Source organism: Hyunsoonleella sp. J2K-J805, from assembly GCF_057167125.1.
The window spans coordinates 3559042-3575171 of sequence record NZ_CM169901.1; the positions used below are offsets into that span (position 1 = coordinate 3559042).

The window sequence follows — 16130 nt, forward strand, 5'->3', positions numbered from 1 at the left end:
TTAATACTAAATACAAACATATTACTATGAAAGAATTTTCATTGAGTTTTTGGTTTTAATGACTTTTTAATTCTTCGAGCTCTTTATAATTGTGCTTAAGACGTCTTAGTAAAAGACCGTAAACTAGCCAATAAAATAGTAATAGGAGGCCAATAGCTAAAGCTAAAACTCCCAAAAGGATAATAATAGAGATAGCGTACATAGCGAATTGATCTCCGTTAGTTGTAGCTTGCTGCATTTTTTCAATCGTTTCTGGATCGTGATTAAAGGCATAGTAAGTGCCTAGAATAGCTCCAAAAACAATAGATGCTAGGTTAAAAATAACATAATACCGTACGGTTCTTCTGGTTTTTAAAATGTTTTCCATGAGTACTTTGGCATTATCGGTAGAGGAGATATTCTTGTAATTTCTGTAAAAAAGGTAGAAAAAATAAAAAATTACACCATAGCTAATAATTGAAATAGGTATTAATACAGCATCTAAATCAAGCGCTTCCATTTTTCCTGAAAATGATGTGTCTTTTAATAAAAATGCTATACCAAACCAAAATGCAAATTCCAGTAGGCTAATGTAAAATATCCACTTTACAATAGAAGATGACTTTTTGAGTATCATCTTGTAAATTTCGTCGTATGAAAGTTTTGGGTACTTGCTTTCGCTTTTTTCCCAGTCTTTCTTCAATAAATCTAATCCGTCCATAGGCTAAGGATTTAGTATGTTTCTTAGTTTAGTTTTCGTTCTGTTCATTTTCACTCGTGCGTTTACTTCGCTAATACCAAGTGTTTCACTTATTTCTCTATAATCTTTATCCTCCAAATACAGAAAAACCAATGCTTTTTCAATGTCATTTAGTTGGTGTATGGCTTTGTATAGTAATTTTAATTGTTCCTCTTCAGTATCATCATATTCCTCTGCTTTTATCTTAAATGAAACACCCTCAAAATCTTGAGTGCTCACTCTGCGTTTCGATTTTCGGTATAAGGTAATCGCCGTATTTAATCCTACTCTATACATCCAAGTACTAAACTTAGCATCACCACGAAATTTCGGATAAGCTTTCCAAAGCTGTATGGTTATTTCCTGAAATAAATCATTATGCGCATCGTAATTATTAGTGTACAACCTGCATACTTTATGTATGATGTTTTGATGTTTTTCTAACAATTCAACAAAGCTATGTTCCAGTTCTGTATTCAAATATTTTGATGGTTTAGTTATAGTATAAGTAGCTTTTAATTTTGATTCGTTACACTGTTTTTTAATTTTTTTTGAATTTCATTTGATGTAAAATAGGTGTTTTTACAGGAATTAATACAATTGTAATGATAAAAAGTTTAAAGTAAATTAAAAGTTTATATAAGTATGTGTAATAATTTGGTTATTAATTAAATAACATATTAGTATAGATAAAATCTATGAGTGATATTTTAATGTTTTTAGTGATTTTTTTAGGAAGGACTTATGCTAATATAGGAAAAAAATAGTTGTTAAGGTTTTAGAATACGTTTGGTTTGATTGCCAATAATTTTCTTCGGTTTTTAATTGAAAAAATAGACTCTACTCTTTCCCTATTTGGAGTTTTTAAATTTAAAAATGAATGTATTTCTGTCAGACTTTTTAACGTCACTATTTTGAAAATACAGTTCATCTTGAAAAAATTACAGTTCGGTAATCATGAATTTTTTTTGCTGTAGTTCTGTTGCAATTTTGTGTCATCAAAAAACGAACAGATGACTATCATGAAAATTTCACTTACTATTTTTATCGCACTTTTAGTTATTCAAATACATGCACAAACTACAATAAGTGGGGTAGTAACAAACACAAAAAAAGAACCAATTGCTGGTGCCAATGTTTATTTAGATGGCACTTATGACGGAAGTACTACCGATGAGAATGGAAAGTTCTCTTTTACAACTTCGGAAACGGGAACCCAAACTTTAATAGTGTCATTCTTGTCTTATGAAACATTCACTATGGCGGGAGATATATCGTACATGAAAGATGTGCTGATAAAACTAAAAGACGATGTAAATACGTTGGATGCCGTAGTATTGTCTGCTGGTACATTTTCTGCTGGCGACAATAGTAAAGTAAATGTTTTAAAACCCATGGATGTTGTAACCACGGCTAGTGCATTGGGCGATTTTGTAGGAGCATTACAAACCTTACCTGGTACAACAACTGTTGCTGAGGATGGACGTTTATTTGTGCGAGGAGGAGATGCTAACGAAACTCAAATATTTATTGATGGTATTCGTGTGTTTACACCATATACACCAACCACTAATAATGCACCTACACGCGGACGTTATTCTCCGTTTCTGTTTGATGGTATTACCTTTTCGACAGGAGGATATTCTGCTGAATACGGGCAGGCATTATCTAGTGTTTTGTTGCTTAATACCATTGATGAACCGGATCAAGAAAAAACTGACATAGGTATTATGAGTGTTGGTGCTACTTTAGGAAACACTCAAAAATGGGAGAAAAGTTCAGTTAGTGTGAATGCTTCTTATGTAAATTTAGCGCCCTACAATGCAATCTTTCCAAACAGGAACAATTTCATCAAACCATTTGAAACAGCTTCGGGAGAGACGGTGTATAGAAGAAAAACAAGCTCTGGACTGTTTAAGCTATATGGTGCTTTTGATGCGAGTGGTTTTGAGCTAACACAAGAGGATATTAATCGTCCCGAAGGGCAATATATTAAGCTAAACAATAATAATTTTTATTTAAACGGATCGTATAGCGGGGTTTTAAGTGATACATGGAGTATGCAAACAGGATTTAGTTATACGTACGCCAAAAACAAAATAAACTTTGGGGAAAGGGATATAAGGGATAATGAAAAATCGGTGCACTCTAAATTGAAGTTTAAAAACCGTATCAGCAATAGATTCAAGCTATATTTTGGAGCAGAGTATTTTAAAACTGATTTTGAAGAAAACTATAGTGATGACATTATTGATAATGTGCAATACGGATTTAATAATAATATTGCCGCTGCATTTGCTGAAACTGATATTTTTCTATCTAAGAATTTAGCTTTTAAAACAGGGTTAAGAGCAGAGTATAGTGAGCTGTTTGAAGATTTTTCAATAGCTCCACGATTGTCGGTTGCCTATAAGATATCCAATAAAAGCCAGCTGTCGTTAGCGTACGGTGATTTTTACCAAAACCCCACTAGCGACCTTTTAAAGTTCAATCAGGATTTTGAACCAACTAATTCCAAACACTACATTTTGAATTACCAATACAACGGAGAGGGAAAAATATTTAGAGCAGAAGCCTACTATAAAGATTATAATAACCTAGCGAAGTTTGATACGCAGTTTCCTAATTTTGATAGTACCTTTAGTAATAATGGCTTTGGTTTTGCTCGTGGGATAGACTTCTTTTGGCGAGATAACAAGAGCATCAAGAATGTAGATTATTGGTTGAGTTACTCATTTTTGGATACTAAGCGCGATTATAGAAATTTTACCGAAAAGGCGCAGCCTAATTTTGCAAATACCCATAATTTCTCTGCGGTAACGCGTTATTGGATAGACGATTGGAAAAGTCAAGTAGGGTTTAGCTATACCTACGCCTCTGGTAGAACTTTTACTAACTCAAACAAACCAGGGTTTTTAAATGAAAAAACTAAGGATTTTAATAGTTTGAGTGTGAATTGGGCTTATTTAATAAGTCCGCAAAAAATACTTTACGCCTCGGTAAACAATATTTTAGGGTTTAGAAATGTAAACGGTTATCAATATGCTAACATGCCAGATATCAATGGCAATTTCAAACGTCGTGCCTTACGTCCAGCTTTAGATCAATTCTTTTTCGTGGGCTTCTTTTGGACTATTAGTGAGGATAACACTAGCAATCAGTTGGATAATTTGTAAACAACGATTTTAAATTTGGGCGACTCTACACCGACAGGCAGGTTTCCCTATAGTCATAATAGCTATGGGGCAGGAGGAATCTCACCTTTTTTGAGATTTCTCGTTACTCGTCCCTCGCTCTTTCGAAATGACAAGCTGTTCTTTTTCGGTATATTCATAAGGTAAATTTATATCGAACTTACATTAATTATTAATGTATACCGTATTTTGCCAAAGTATCAGCCCAAATAAACGCTTTGTTCTTTTCTATTACTTTCTTTACCAATTCAGTAATTACAGTTTGATTTAATTCTTCTCGTTCTATTTCTTCAATAAACTTCTCAGAATCTTTACGACTTAGTTTTTTTGCATTTTTGTCAAGGCTACAGCATCCAAAGCCATCAAAAGAAATTCTTACTAATGATATTTCATTTCTGGCAGATCTATTAAAGTCAAGGAAAACAGAGTTGCCCAAACAACATAGATGGTAATCAGCTTTTCTGCTTTTGGGCATTGTAGTTTTATGAAAATCAATATGACTCATCTAATGATTTAATCTAAGCAATTCGCAACATTTTAGTCAAATTATGCGATTCTGATAACTATTTCTTCCGTCTCCCTCCTCGCTTTGCTTTTTCCATATTCTTAATGTAAATATGTTTGTATCTGGCGTTGTTAGGTGCGTTGCGCTCTTCAATATCAAACATTCCTGTAGATTTTATTAATGGTGTTAACTTTTGAAAACCATAGTTTCTAGAGTCAAAATTAGGCCGTTTTTTTTGTATCAAGCTACCCACATCACCAAGAAATGCCCATCCATCCTCATCGGAAAGATCTTCAATGGATGATTTAATCAAATTAATTTCTTTTGCTGTAATAGTATCAACAGATGGCTTTTTAAAAGCTCTATTCTCGTCATCTGCATCGCTATCGTCCTTTTCGTTATCTCTGCTTTTTAAAATTTCGATGTAAATAAACTTATCACAAGCTACAATAAACGGATTGGGCGTTTTCTTTTCTCCAATACCAATTACTTGCATACGAGCTTCTCGCAAACGGGTTGCTAAACGCGTAAAATCACTATCGCTAGATACCAAACAAAACCCTTCAACTTTGTTGGAATATAAAATATCCATAGCATCAATTATCATGGCAGAGTCTGTTGCATTTTTTCCAATGGTATAACTATATTGCTGTACTGGTGTGATCGCATTTTCAAGGAGTACCTTTTTCCATTTGTTTAGATGCGGTTTTGTCCAATCGCCATAAATACGTTTTATGGTGGGATTGCCATATTTCGCGATTTCCTCCATCATCTCATTCACTTTGCCAGCGGGTATGTTATCACCATCAATTAATACAGCTAAGTTTATGTTCATAATTAGTGTTTAAAATTAGCTTCTAAGTTACAGGATAGTTACTCGAGAACCAAACGTATAACATATTTGTTTGAAGGTTAAAATTTTGAAAATATTTATCTATTTCGTTTTATTATTTTCATATTGTTAAAATTTTAATGATATTTTAAGAATATGACAAATGTCATAAATAATAATGAGTGTAATATTTAATTTTACAGCGACAAAAAGATGGTAAATAATAGAATTTTGAATTTTATTTTTTAGAGAGATTACAAACTTTAAAACTGGTAAACATGAGACCTAAAAAGAACCCAGAATTAGAGGTTGGCCGGAATAGCAGCCTTTATTTCGCTATCGGACTTAATATTATGCTATTTTTTTCATGGCAAGCCATTGAATATAAAACATACGAAGATGAGGCGATAGTATTAGACATGATTGTAATGGATAATGAAATAGAAGAGGAGATTCCTTTGCTTAACATGAATACGCCTCCACCACCTCCACCCCCTGTGGCTATTTCTGAAGCTGTTGAGGTAATAGAAGATGCAGAGGAAATAGAGGAAACCATTATCGAAAGTACGGAGGTAAGTCAAGAAGATGTAATTGCCGAGGTTGTACGAGTGGAAGATGTTGATGTGGGTGAACTGGAAGAGGACGTTGAAGTACCTTTTGCACTCATCGAAGATGTACCATTGTTTCCAGGATGTGAGAACGTTAAAAAATCTGAACGTCGTAAATGTTTTCAAATGAAAATGAATAAGCATGTGTCCAAAAACTTTGAATATCCTGAAATGGCACTGGATATGGGTATATCAGGACGTGTTTTTGTAATATTTGTGATAGCGCCAGATGGAAACATTACAAAAATTAGAACTAGAGGGCCAGATAAGATGCTGGAAGAAGAGGCACGGCGTATAATAAAATTATTGCCAAAAATGATTCCTGGAAAACAACGAGGCAAACCTGTAAGCGTACCATTTAGCTTACCAATCAATTTTAAAATGGCAGAACAATAAACAAAAGCATAACAAACTTTTTAGGGTTAATTCCCAGTTATCATGTTTGGATAGTTAAGGATACTTTATCGCTAAGTATCCTTAACTTTTTTTATGCCGATTCGAACTTATTTTTTGTGAGGTTTACAGTTCGGTAGTTGTTTTTTACAGTTCGGTCAATTCAATTTTAAAAAATAGCACTTTGATAAGATATTTGAACTGTAATTAAAAAACAATACAGTTATGCAACATCTCATCAAAATTATCTGCGCTTTCATCATAAGTACATCGTTTGCCATGGCACAAGAAGCTACCGGCAATAATGTAACCGTAACAGTCTCTAATTTGGAGAGCAATGATGGAAAAGTTTACATATCACTTTACAACACAACAGACAGTTTTTTAGGAAGAGGTTTCAAATCAACATTTTCAAAAATAGAAAACAATAGTTGCGAGGTTGTTTTTAAAAACATACCAAACGGCATTTATGCGGTGTCCTTATATCACGACGAAAACGACAACAACAAAATGGATACGGGCATGTTCGGTATTCCAAAAGAAGACTATGGCTGCTCAAACAATGCCAAAGGCTTTATGGGGCCGCCAAAGTGGGAAGATGCCAAATTCACAATCAATAACGAATCAGTAATACAACATATTAAATTATAACACTAAAAACCATGAAACAATTATTTATCATCGCAGCACTTTTAATTTCAGTAGCTACTACAGCACAAACAAATTACGAAAAAGGAATGCAAAAGGCATTTGAACTTTGGGGAGAAAACAAACCTGAGGAAGCGGCTAATATGTTTGAGCGTATTGCATCAGCAGAACCAGACAATTGGTTACCTCCATATTGGGCGGCTCAAATCAATATAGTATCCAGTTTTGGCGAGCAGGATAAAGATAAACTTGCAGCTAAATTAAAAAAAGGACAAGATTTATTGAATGACGCTACAGTTATTTCAAAAAACAATCCTGAGATTATGGTGATGCAAGCGTTATTGCATACAGCTTGGATAGCTTCAGATGGTGCTACTTATGGTATGACACTATCTCCTAAAGTTGTAGAATTGTACGCCAAGGCAGAAGTTCTTGCGCCAGAAAATCCAAGGGTTGTAGCTTCAAAAGCAGAATGGAATATTGGTAGTGCGCAATATTTTGGACAAGATACGGCGCCATTTTGTAAAGACTTAGAACGTGCCTTGGAACTTTTTGCTAAATTTAAACCAGAAAGTGCATTTCATCCAAAATGGGGGAAAGACCGTGTTGAGCAATTATTGGAATCTTGCAAGAAGTAAAAAACAACCTAGAACTATCTTAAATTATGAAAAAATCGATTAGACAAATCATCATCACATTCGCTATAGGTTGCATTGTATATGTTATCGGTAACATATTATCCAATGGATTTGACTATGAGAATGTAAACGATTTTTTAATCGATTTTGGATTGTACCAGCTATATGCCTTTCTGCTGGGGTACACAAATATGTACTTCTTTGATAGAATGAATAGCTTCAAATGGAAAAAAAACACTACGCTAAAGCGTATTATTGTTGGGGTTGTTGGCTCTACAGTAATTACCTTAATAGGCCTGTTCTTTTTAAGATTGCTTACCTATTTTATGTTTGGAGGCAATTCTATTGAAGAGTTTTTGCAAAGAGATAAGTTTGAGTATTACTATTTTGGCCTATGGATAACCCTTGCCATTGTATCGGTATTTCATATCATATACTTTTATAACAGGTACCAGCAAAACAGATTAAAGGAGCAAAAGGTTATTGCAGGTACGGCAAGTGCAAAGTTTGATGCCTTAAAAAATCAGTTAGACCCTCATTTTCTATTTAATAGTTTAAATGTGTTAACTAGCTTAATTGAAGAAAACCCTAACCAAGCACAAAAGTTTACCACATCGCTATCTAAAGTATATCGCTATGTTTTAGAGCAAAAAAGTAAAGAGTTAGTAACGGTAGACGAGGAGTTACAGTTTGCAAAAACATATATGTCCCTACTAAAAATGCGATTTGAAGATAGCATTGTATTCACTATGCCAGAACACGCTAAAAACCCTGAAAGCAAGGTAGTGCCATTATCATTACAATTGCTATTGGAAAATGCCGTAAAGCACAATATGGTTACCTCAAGTAAGCCATTGCATATCAAAATCTATGAGAACGAAGGTTATCTGGTAGTAGAAAATAATTTACAACCCAAACAAATAGTAAAAAAGAGCAGTGGCGTTGGCTTAACCAATATCATGCAACGTTACAAACTGCTCACAAAGAAAAAAGTAGACATCAATAAAGAAGCAAATAGTTTTGCCGTGGCAATACCAATGCTTACCAAACAAATATCAGTCATGAGAGCACAAACATCAAATCAAATAGACGACAGTTATTTACGTGCCCGTAATCACGTAGAAGAACTTAAAAACTTTTACTACAGCTTAATATCGTATTGCTTGGTAATACCCTTTCTAGTCTTTATCAATTACAGAACGTATTGGGGCTTTCAATGGTTTTGGTTTCCGATGATAGGCTGGGGCATAGGTTTAACCATACAAGCTTTTAAGGTATTTGTAAGTGATAAAACCTTTGGAGGCAACTGGGAACGTCGCAAAATAGAACAGTTTATGCGCGAAGAGGAAGAAAACAAATGGAGTTAATATTACAACAATGAAACGATTAGCAAAACCACATCAAAACGATAGCTTTATTAAGGCAAAACGGCGGGTAGAAGCGCTTAAGGGATTTTATTTCAACGTACTCGCATATTGCTTGGTTATCCCATTTCTCATCGTTGTGAATTACAAAACCTACTGGGAATTCAAATGGTTTTGGTTTTCGGCAATAGGTTGGGGCATTGGTATCGGGTTTCACGCCTATCGTGTATTTGTAAGAAACCCAATATTCGGCGAACGTTGGGAACAGCGAAAACTAGAACAGTTTATGCGCGAAGAACAAAACAAATCAATTTAAAATTTAAAAACAATGGAAAAGTACGATATAGAACCCTATAAGGAAAGAAATTACAAAAACGAGGATGCCTATATACGCGCCGAAAAACGCTTAAAGGAACTTAAAGGTTTTTACTGGCATGCCTTCTGGTATGTGGTGGTAAACATTTTTATCATCATTATGATAGTTAGTAATGGCGGAGATTTATTGCATTACGGCACATGGTCTACACCATTCTTTTGGGGTATAGGCCTAGGCTTTCATGCCATTGGCGTATTCGGAAAACGATTCGCCTTCAACAAAAAATGGGAAGAACGCAAAATACGAGAGTATATGGAAAGGGAAGAACGTAACGAACGCCAATTTGAATAAGTATTTGGGCGTTACCCACAAGGGGTCGGGCTTTCGGCAGTCGCTCTCTCCTGCGTCGAGGAGCTTCAACAAATGCCTCAATCCCTAACGCGGGGCCATCCAGTAAAAACCAGTGTAAAGCACTAGCAAAAAGTTTATCAACCAAAAACAGTCAACCAAAAAATGAACATCATAATCATAGAAGACGAAAAACCATCAGCACGACGTTTACAGCGCATGCTACAAACGTTAAATTTGGAAACCCAAGTCATGTTGCATTCCGTAGAGGAATCCATAGCGTGGTTTCAAAACAATACCCATCCTGATCTTATATTTTTAGACATTCAATTAAGTGATGGCCTATCCTTCGAAATTTTTGAAACTATCGATATAAAATCGGCAGTCATCTTTACCACCGCCTATGACGAATATGCGCTGCAAGCCTTTAAACTAAACAGTATCGACTATTTGTTGAAACCTATTGATGAGGACGATTTAAAAGTAGCTGTAAATAAATACCAAGAACGTTTACCAAAAAAGCAAGCCGTAACATTAGATTTTAACGACATTAAAAAGCTATTAGTAAACCCTATAGACCGCGAGTACAAAAAACGATTTTCAGTAAAGGTTGGGCAACATTTAAAGCTGGTTAACATTGATGAAATAGAATGTTTTTATAGCGAAAACAAAGGCACCTATTTACACACTACAGAAGGTAGAAATTATTTAATAGATGCGACTTTAGAGCAATTGGAAGAAGAGCTAGAGCCACAAATCTTTTTCCGTATCAACCGTAAGTTTTTCGTCAACATCAATGCTATAAAAGATATGGTAAGCTATACCAATTCGCGTTTACAAATAAAATTAAATTCCTATAACGAACAAGAGGTTATCGTAGCAAGAGAGCGAGTGAAGGATTTTAAGAACTGGTTGGAATAATTTTAATATCGGATAGAATTATTTTTATTATATCCGATATTTAGTATATTTGTGGTGTGTGGGATATAGATGTTACATACAGGCAAGATTTAAATGAAACGTTTCAGCGGTTATTTGATAAAGTGGCTACTCTAGAAAGAGCTAGACCGCTACCTAATATAGCTTTGCAAAAAATTAAAGAAGCTTTATCTATTGAATGGACTTACAATTCCAATAGTATCGAGGGTAACACATTGAGTTTACGCGAAACGCAAATGGTATTGCAAGAGGGTGTTACAATTAAAGGAAAATCTCTAAGGGAACATTTTGAGGCTAAAAACCACGAAACGGCCATAAACCATTTATATACCTTAGTTTCTAAAGGTTATAAGCTTAATGAAAAGGATATTTTAGTGCTTCATGCATTAGTGTTGCGTTCCATAGAAGATGACTTCGCAGGAAGATTAAGAAACGCTGGTGTTAGAATTTCTGGTGCCAATTTTATACCTCCAAACGCTCGTAAAGTATCTCAATTATTAGAAGATCTTATATATTTTGTCACAGCAAATCCTCTGGGTTTAAATGTTATAGAATTGGCTACAGTATTTCACCATAAGTTTGTGTGGATACATCCTTTTTTTGATGGTAATGGTAGAACCGTACGTTTAGCCATGAACTTAATTTTAATGGCGCATGGTTTTCCTCCTGCTATCATTTTAAAAAATGATAGAAAGAAGTATTACGATGCTCTAAACCTTGCTAATAAAGGCAACTATTCTAAATTAATGCTTTTAATATGTCAGTCTTTAGAGCGTACACTTAATATTTATTTAAGTGCCTTACCTGATAGCACAGAAGAGTATCAAATAATCTCAGATATCGTGGAAGAGCCCGATGTATATTACGGGCAAGAATATATTAGTTTATTGGCAAGACAAGGCAAAATTGATGCCCATAAAGAAGGACGCAATTGGTACACTACCAAAAAGGCTATTGAGGATTATGTGAAACAGAGAAAGCGTAAACGTTGAAACTAAAAATTCCTGTAACGAACAAGAGGTATCGTGGACATAGAGCGGTTGGTGTAAGGATAGTGCGGTTTTGTGTTCGAGGATTTACCGTAAGAAAATCAGAGTGACCAAACACTCCCTAACTTTGGTTTTGTAATAAACTACGCATTATTTTTATACGGTGAGCAAACATATTTAATAACTTAATTCAAGTACAATCAATCTTCTTATATAATAATTGTCAAAATCGACATTATTTACCAACATTTGTTTTGCAATCAGTTCAGATGCTATAATTCCTAAATCGTTTCTGTTTTTGGCAAATGAACTCAAAAAATCAGATTTATCACCTATAGAGTTAAGTGCTTTAAGATTTTTTCCATTATAGTTTGATTCCACAAAGTTCATATATTTTTTTTGTATAGAATCTCTTGAAATCTCATTTTCGTTAAATGGCATTTCCTTTGATCCATTTTCAAATGTTCCGTCAGGATTGAGACATTTAGTTCTGCCTTTAACCAATAGGGTTTTGTCATTCCAAGGATTTTTTTCAATCCAAGTAGAGTCCATTATACAATAAATATCTAGCCTTAATGTGCTTTCATTAAATAGTTCTTTGGATTTTTCCGAAAACTCAAGAAGATGCTCGGTTCTTCCTTTGCTTATATCAGTTACAAATTTCTCATATGCACTTTTGATATTTAAATTCGGATACTGTCTTTTTAGAAAATCATTTTCAAATTCCGACACAAGTAAATTAAGAGTTTTACTATTTTCTTTTCCTAAAATTTCGTCAAATTCAGTTGTCCGATTTTTATTTCCCGAACATCCAATGAGTAGAAGTGAGATTATGATAATTTTGAGAATTTTCATTAGTCGGTCAGATATTTGCTAACGTGTTCACGGATATGCGTCGTTGTAATACATCGATAAACTCAGTACAAGTGACTGATATGCGCCGTTAATGAAGGTAGCTGAAAATTTTCACAAAGTCAATTATAAAATTATTCGTCCACCCGATTTTCATCAAAGGCAGAGGGTAATAATTTCGGTATAAATTTCACTACCAAAGGCAGTAATAAAGCACCTCCTGGCAACATAAAAATAGCCAAACTCGGTATGGATTTAAAAATATCTAAAAGTTGTTCCTGCACTTTTTGCTGTTCTTCTTTGTTTAAATCCCGCACTGTGGATTGTGTGAGTAACACCATCAATTCTTTGCTGTCCTTTAGCTCTTGGTACAAGCGTTTACTGTTTCGTGTAATCAGCTTTTTTACCATTTTGCTAGAGTTATTGTAGAAACTCTGCACTACATTTTTTGAGCTTAAAAGTGCAATATTGTCCTTGTTTAGTGTGTAAAACAGGTTAACAATTTTAATGGCGTGGTTTATTCGTGATATGGGTAATTGTAAATCCATACCAAGTTTTTCCAAAAAATGTTGCTCGTCAATATCAATGGTTTGGTCGCTCCAGGTTGCCATACATGCCAAGTCTAAAATATAATAACGTTCTTCTTCAGAAGATATGTAGGTAATGGCTTTAGTATAATTTAAATTCTCGTTTTCATTAAATCGTAGTGAAGATTGGAATAGCTTTATTAAACTTTCATCATAATTGTTCTTCTCCTCCTTTGAATTTAAAACATCCAATGAAATCGTAACGATTGCTGCTTCCAACTTTTTGATATAGTCAATAGAGAACGTATTTTTGGATAGATACTGCTGATATGCCAAAACATCTACATATAGTAGTGCGTTTATAATAAAATAGTTAAAGTTTTTAGTGAGCACATTAGCATCAATTTGAATGCGCTTATGGATAATTTTTTCAAGCTGCTCACTAGATTTTTTGCCACCCAATAAATCTTTAAAAAATGATGTTTTTATATCGCTTATCTCTGAATAAAAATTGATGACACTTTCTACAAAAGGCAGTTTGCAACTGGAATTATAATGGGCATAATATAATGCTAAGCATAGGTTGACCTTACATATTTCCTCTTCTTCTAGGTCCCCTTTGGGAACTATTTGGGTAACAACGTCTTGATTACTGCCATAAATGAAGCCACAACTCCTGAGCGCATCATAAAACTCCTCTCTAGTAAATTTTAAGAAACGGTTATTTAAAGCTAACTCGCTTTCAAGTTTTTTTATCCAACCTGATGCTGATGGGTTCATTGTCTTTTATTAAGCAAGGTAAAATTAAACTTTTACGCTAAAAATAACCGTACTATTCATTTTTATTACGTTTTAATTCACTCTTTTGGTTTCTTCTTCATTACCAAATCTTCTGTTTTTTGCGCTTATTTTTTTGTTTCCAAAACTATAACGTAACGAAAATCTAAGGTATCTGTTATTTCTGTTTTGTCCGTACACTTGTCTAACATTATTAATTGTAGATTCTAAATTGTTTAATGCAGAGGTGTTAAATACATCTTTTACAAGAGCGGAAAACTGTACGTTTTTATTAAAAAATGTAGTGCTGTATCCCAAATCTAAACTAAATGTACTACCTACTGAAAATAAACCGTATTGCACATCAGATTCGTAATTGGCATTAACTTGAATATTTTGGTTACTATTAAGTTTAATATTATTATTTGAAGATGCTATGTAAGCAAAACCATTTTGCAGTGGTGCATTAAAAGGTTTTGTAAATTCACTTTTTATATGAATCAATGTAAAGTTGTTTTGGCTCTGTAACCATTTTAGTTTATTAAATGTGTAGCTTTCTCCTAAGCCAAGTACATATTGATTTAAAAAATTATCTCTGGTAACAATTTGTGTGTTTGTTTCAATATCTGACGTAAATATCACGCTTGATAAATCCGTTTTAATGTTGAAGAATATATTGGTAGTTAAGTTTCTTTTATGAGTATGTTTTAATTCAAAGTTATCAGTAAAAGATGGTTGTAAAAAGGGATTACCTTCACTAAATGTATTACTACTTACAAAAACTCTAAACGGATTTAAGTTATCAAAAGATGGTCTTTCTATACGTTTACTATAACTAAAAGTAAAGCTGTTGTTTTCATCTTTATTATATAAGGCATACACCGTTGGAAATAGTTTTGAGTAGTTATTAGTATTGGTTTGATTTAAATCTTCTGAAAACCCTTCGGTTTGTGTACTTTCATAACGTAAGCCCATTTGTAACTGCCATTTTTTACCAATTGTTTTATTTGCACTTACATACACTGCTTGATTGTTTTCTTTATACTTAAATGTATTGGAAATATTTGTGTCTAATACAGGTGTACCACTTTCGGTATTAAAAAAGGCTATCCCACTTTCACTATTTATACTGCTTATTCTTGCACCATAGGATAGATTTGCACTTTTAAAAGGATGCTCCATATCTAACTTTAAACTTTTGTTTTCTATAGATTGTAAAGAAGTTGTAATAGCCGAAAGATTTACGTTTAAAAAATTATTATTTGCATCAAAACTTTCTGTTCTAAATACTCTATTTCTATCAGCTTCATAAGTAAAGTAATCAGCATCCAACGATAGTCTTCTTCCTAAAGTATCAAGTTTGGTAATAGCGTGTAAGTTTAAAGAATGGCTTAATCTTGTTTGGTCTTCATTACCATTATTAACCAAAAGAGAATCAATAGTATTGGCAGGATTCATTATTCTTGTGATACTTCGATCGCTAATTCCAGGTTCAGTTTTATTTCCAAAATATTGTATACCAACTGTGGTGTTATCGGTAATATCATAATCTAATAATAATCGTCCAGAAAATGCTTTTTTACTATCTTTTGTATCAATAGCTATATCCCAAGTGCTGTTAGGGTAAAACACTTGAAAATCTTCTATTCCACGAATGTTACCTCGAGTTTTATCTAAACTAGCAGATACGTTGAGTTTGTTTTTTCTAAAAGAAAAACTGTTTCTAATTGTTGTGAAATTGTAAGTATCAATATTATGAATTACAGATACCGTATTCTTCCATGAGTTTTGTGCACCATTTTTCAATATAATATTAATTAAACCTCCATCTCCAGCAGCTTCATATTTTGCTGGTGGCGCTGTAATAACTTCAATTTTTTTAATGTCTTCGCCTGCAATACTATTTAAATAATTAGTAAGCTCTTCTCCAGTAATTGGTATAAGTCTTCCATTTATCATAATTTGAGTGTTACCTTTTCCAAAAATTGAAACACCTTCAGTTCTTACTTGCAAACCTGGAGTGATTTTTAATGCGTCTATTGCATCTCCATTTCTTGCAACAATACTGTTTTCAACATTAAAAACAATACGGTCTGCCTTTTGATCAACCAATCTTTTTTTTCCAGTAATTATTACTTCATCTAGTGTATTTGTGTCCTCTTTTAAGTTGATAACACCTAAATCTATATTGGCTGTTGCATTAATTTCTTTGGTATAACTTATGTACCCTACATAACTCACAGTTAGATGATATATATCCTTGTCAACTTTTAATTTGAATTTACCGTCGAGGTCTGAGATGGTTCCAATAACTTTAGACTGGCTATTTTTGAGTACTATATTTGCACCAGCTACAGTGCCTAAATTATCTGTAATTTTTCCTGTAATAGATATTTGCGAGAACGTTAATAGTGGTAGTACTAAGATTAAAATAAGGGTAATACGCTTCATGATAGTTGTTTTTTTGACGATTTACATTTTG

At 33.6% G+C, this 16130-nt stretch carries 16 protein-coding genes; 9 read left to right on the plus strand and 7 right to left on the minus strand.

From position 1 onward, the window contains the following. Nucleotides 1-55: 55 nt before the first annotated feature. Both AC1B0Z_RS15660 and AC1B0Z_RS15665 read right to left on the minus strand, forming a co-directional pair. Nucleotides 56-700 carry a hypothetical protein gene (locus AC1B0Z_RS15660; protein ID WP_483793120.1) on the minus strand — a complete coding sequence of 215 codons (645 nt, stop codon included), beginning with the start codon at nt 698-700 and terminating at the stop codon, nt 56-58. A 3-nt stretch (nt 701-703) separates the two neighbouring features. Continuing rightward, nucleotides 704-1198 carry an RNA polymerase sigma factor gene (locus tag AC1B0Z_RS15665; protein ID WP_483793121.1) on the minus strand — a complete coding sequence of 165 codons (495 nt, stop codon included), beginning with the start codon at nt 1196-1198 and terminating at the stop codon, nt 704-706. 542 nt (nt 1199-1740) lie between these two features. Between AC1B0Z_RS15665 and AC1B0Z_RS15670 the strand changes: the two genes are divergently transcribed. Further along, on the plus strand, nt 1741-3894 hold the full coding sequence (locus AC1B0Z_RS15670) for a TonB-dependent receptor (protein WP_483793123.1): 2154 nt from the start codon (nt 1741-1743) through the stop codon (nt 3892-3894). A 190-nt stretch (nt 3895-4084) separates the two neighbouring features. Here AC1B0Z_RS15670 and AC1B0Z_RS15675 read toward each other — a convergent pair whose 3' ends face one another. Continuing rightward, complete coding sequence (locus AC1B0Z_RS15675) at nt 4085-4417, minus strand: hypothetical protein (RefSeq protein ID WP_483793125.1); 333 nt, start codon at nt 4415-4417, stop codon at nt 4085-4087. A 58-nt stretch (nt 4418-4475) separates the two neighbouring features. Further along, nucleotides 4476-5252, minus strand: a complete 777-nt coding sequence (locus AC1B0Z_RS15680; protein ID WP_483793127.1) for an NYN domain-containing protein — start codon at nt 5250-5252, stop codon at nt 4476-4478. A gap of 275 nt (nt 5253-5527) precedes the next feature. Between AC1B0Z_RS15680 and AC1B0Z_RS15685 the strand changes: the two genes are divergently transcribed. From AC1B0Z_RS15685 to AC1B0Z_RS15720, 8 genes are all read left to right on the plus strand, one after another. Beyond that, nucleotides 5528-6253, plus strand: coding sequence for an energy transducer TonB (locus tag AC1B0Z_RS15685; RefSeq protein ID WP_483793129.1), 726 nt, complete (start codon nt 5528-5530; stop codon nt 6251-6253). Nucleotides 6254-6475: 222 nt separating this feature from the next. Next, the gene (locus AC1B0Z_RS15690; protein WP_483793131.1) at nt 6476-6901 is read left to right on the plus strand and encodes a DUF2141 domain-containing protein; all 426 of its coding nucleotides are present in this window, start codon (nt 6476-6478) and stop codon (nt 6899-6901) included. A gap of 11 nt (nt 6902-6912) precedes the next feature. Then, nucleotides 6913-7536, plus strand: coding sequence for a hypothetical protein (locus AC1B0Z_RS15695; RefSeq protein ID WP_483793133.1), 624 nt, complete (start codon nt 6913-6915; stop codon nt 7534-7536). 26 nt (nt 7537-7562) lie between these two features. Next, the gene (locus tag AC1B0Z_RS15700; protein WP_483793135.1) at nt 7563-8903 is read left to right on the plus strand and encodes a histidine kinase; all 1341 of its coding nucleotides are present in this window, start codon (nt 7563-7565) and stop codon (nt 8901-8903) included. 10 nt (nt 8904-8913) lie between these two features. Further along, on the plus strand, nt 8914-9216 hold the full coding sequence (locus tag AC1B0Z_RS15705; RefSeq protein WP_483793137.1) for a 2TM domain-containing protein: 303 nt from the start codon (nt 8914-8916) through the stop codon (nt 9214-9216). Between the two features lie 12 nt (nt 9217-9228). Then, nucleotides 9229-9567: a 2TM domain-containing protein gene (locus AC1B0Z_RS15710; protein ID WP_483793139.1), complete on the plus strand. Its 339-nt coding sequence runs from the start codon at nt 9229-9231 to the stop codon at nt 9565-9567. Between the two features lie 162 nt (nt 9568-9729). Further along, nucleotides 9730-10485, plus strand: coding sequence for a LytR/AlgR family response regulator transcription factor (locus AC1B0Z_RS15715; protein WP_483793140.1), 756 nt, complete (start codon nt 9730-9732; stop codon nt 10483-10485). A gap of 56 nt (nt 10486-10541) precedes the next feature. Further along, complete coding sequence (locus tag AC1B0Z_RS15720) at nt 10542-11495, plus strand: Fic family protein (RefSeq protein ID WP_483793142.1); 954 nt, start codon at nt 10542-10544, stop codon at nt 11493-11495. A 174-nt stretch (nt 11496-11669) separates the two neighbouring features. Here the strand turns inward: AC1B0Z_RS15720 and AC1B0Z_RS15725 are convergent, their stop codons facing one another. From AC1B0Z_RS15725 to AC1B0Z_RS15735, 3 genes are all read right to left on the minus strand, one after another. Next, a complete protein-coding gene (locus AC1B0Z_RS15725) occupies nt 11670-12347 on the minus strand; it encodes a hypothetical protein (protein ID WP_483793144.1) in 678 nt (225 codons plus the stop codon). 131 nt (nt 12348-12478) lie between these two features. Continuing rightward, nucleotides 12479-13651: an LETM1-related biofilm-associated protein gene (locus AC1B0Z_RS15730; RefSeq protein ID WP_483793146.1), complete on the minus strand. Its 1173-nt coding sequence runs from the start codon at nt 13649-13651 to the stop codon at nt 12479-12481. Between the two features lie 72 nt (nt 13652-13723). Then, a complete protein-coding gene (locus tag AC1B0Z_RS15735) occupies nt 13724-16099 on the minus strand; it encodes an outer membrane beta-barrel family protein (RefSeq protein ID WP_483793148.1) in 2376 nt (791 codons plus the stop codon). Nucleotides 16100-16130: the final 31 nt, after the last annotated feature.

What these genes read in the sequence shown, in the direction of transcription:
- AC1B0Z_RS15660 (WP_483793120.1), bottom strand. Translation starts at nt 700, where the DNA reads ATGGACGGATTAGATTTATTGAAGAAAGACTGGGAAAAAAGCGAAAGC.
- AC1B0Z_RS15670 (WP_483793123.1), top strand. Translation starts at nt 1,741, where the DNA reads ATGAAAATTTCACTTACTATTTTTATCGCACTTTTAGTTATTCAAATA.
- AC1B0Z_RS15675 (WP_483793125.1), bottom strand. Translation starts at nt 4,417, where the DNA reads ATGAGTCATATTGATTTTCATAAAACTACAATGCCCAAAAGCAGAAAA.
- AC1B0Z_RS15680 (WP_483793127.1), bottom strand. Translation starts at nt 5,252, where the DNA reads ATGAACATAAACTTAGCTGTATTAATTGATGGTGATAACATACCCGCT.
- AC1B0Z_RS15685 (WP_483793129.1), top strand. Translation starts at nt 5,528, where the DNA reads ATGAGACCTAAAAAGAACCCAGAATTAGAGGTTGGCCGGAATAGCAGC.
- AC1B0Z_RS15690 (WP_483793131.1), top strand. Translation starts at nt 6,476, where the DNA reads ATGCAACATCTCATCAAAATTATCTGCGCTTTCATCATAAGTACATCG.
- AC1B0Z_RS15695 (WP_483793133.1), top strand. Translation starts at nt 6,913, where the DNA reads ATGAAACAATTATTTATCATCGCAGCACTTTTAATTTCAGTAGCTACT.
- AC1B0Z_RS15700 (WP_483793135.1), top strand. Translation starts at nt 7,563, where the DNA reads ATGAAAAAATCGATTAGACAAATCATCATCACATTCGCTATAGGTTGC.
- AC1B0Z_RS15705 (WP_483793137.1), top strand. Translation starts at nt 8,914, where the DNA reads ATGAAACGATTAGCAAAACCACATCAAAACGATAGCTTTATTAAGGCA.
- AC1B0Z_RS15710 (WP_483793139.1), top strand. Translation starts at nt 9,229, where the DNA reads ATGGAAAAGTACGATATAGAACCCTATAAGGAAAGAAATTACAAAAAC.
- AC1B0Z_RS15715 (WP_483793140.1), top strand. Translation starts at nt 9,730, where the DNA reads ATGAACATCATAATCATAGAAGACGAAAAACCATCAGCACGACGTTTA.
- AC1B0Z_RS15725 (WP_483793144.1), bottom strand. Translation starts at nt 12,347, where the DNA reads ATGAAAATTCTCAAAATTATCATAATCTCACTTCTACTCATTGGATGT.
- AC1B0Z_RS15730 (WP_483793146.1), bottom strand. Translation starts at nt 13,651, where the DNA reads ATGAACCCATCAGCATCAGGTTGGATAAAAAAACTTGAAAGCGAGTTA.
- AC1B0Z_RS15735 (WP_483793148.1), bottom strand. Translation starts at nt 16,099, where the DNA reads ATGAAGCGTATTACCCTTATTTTAATCTTAGTACTACCACTATTAACG.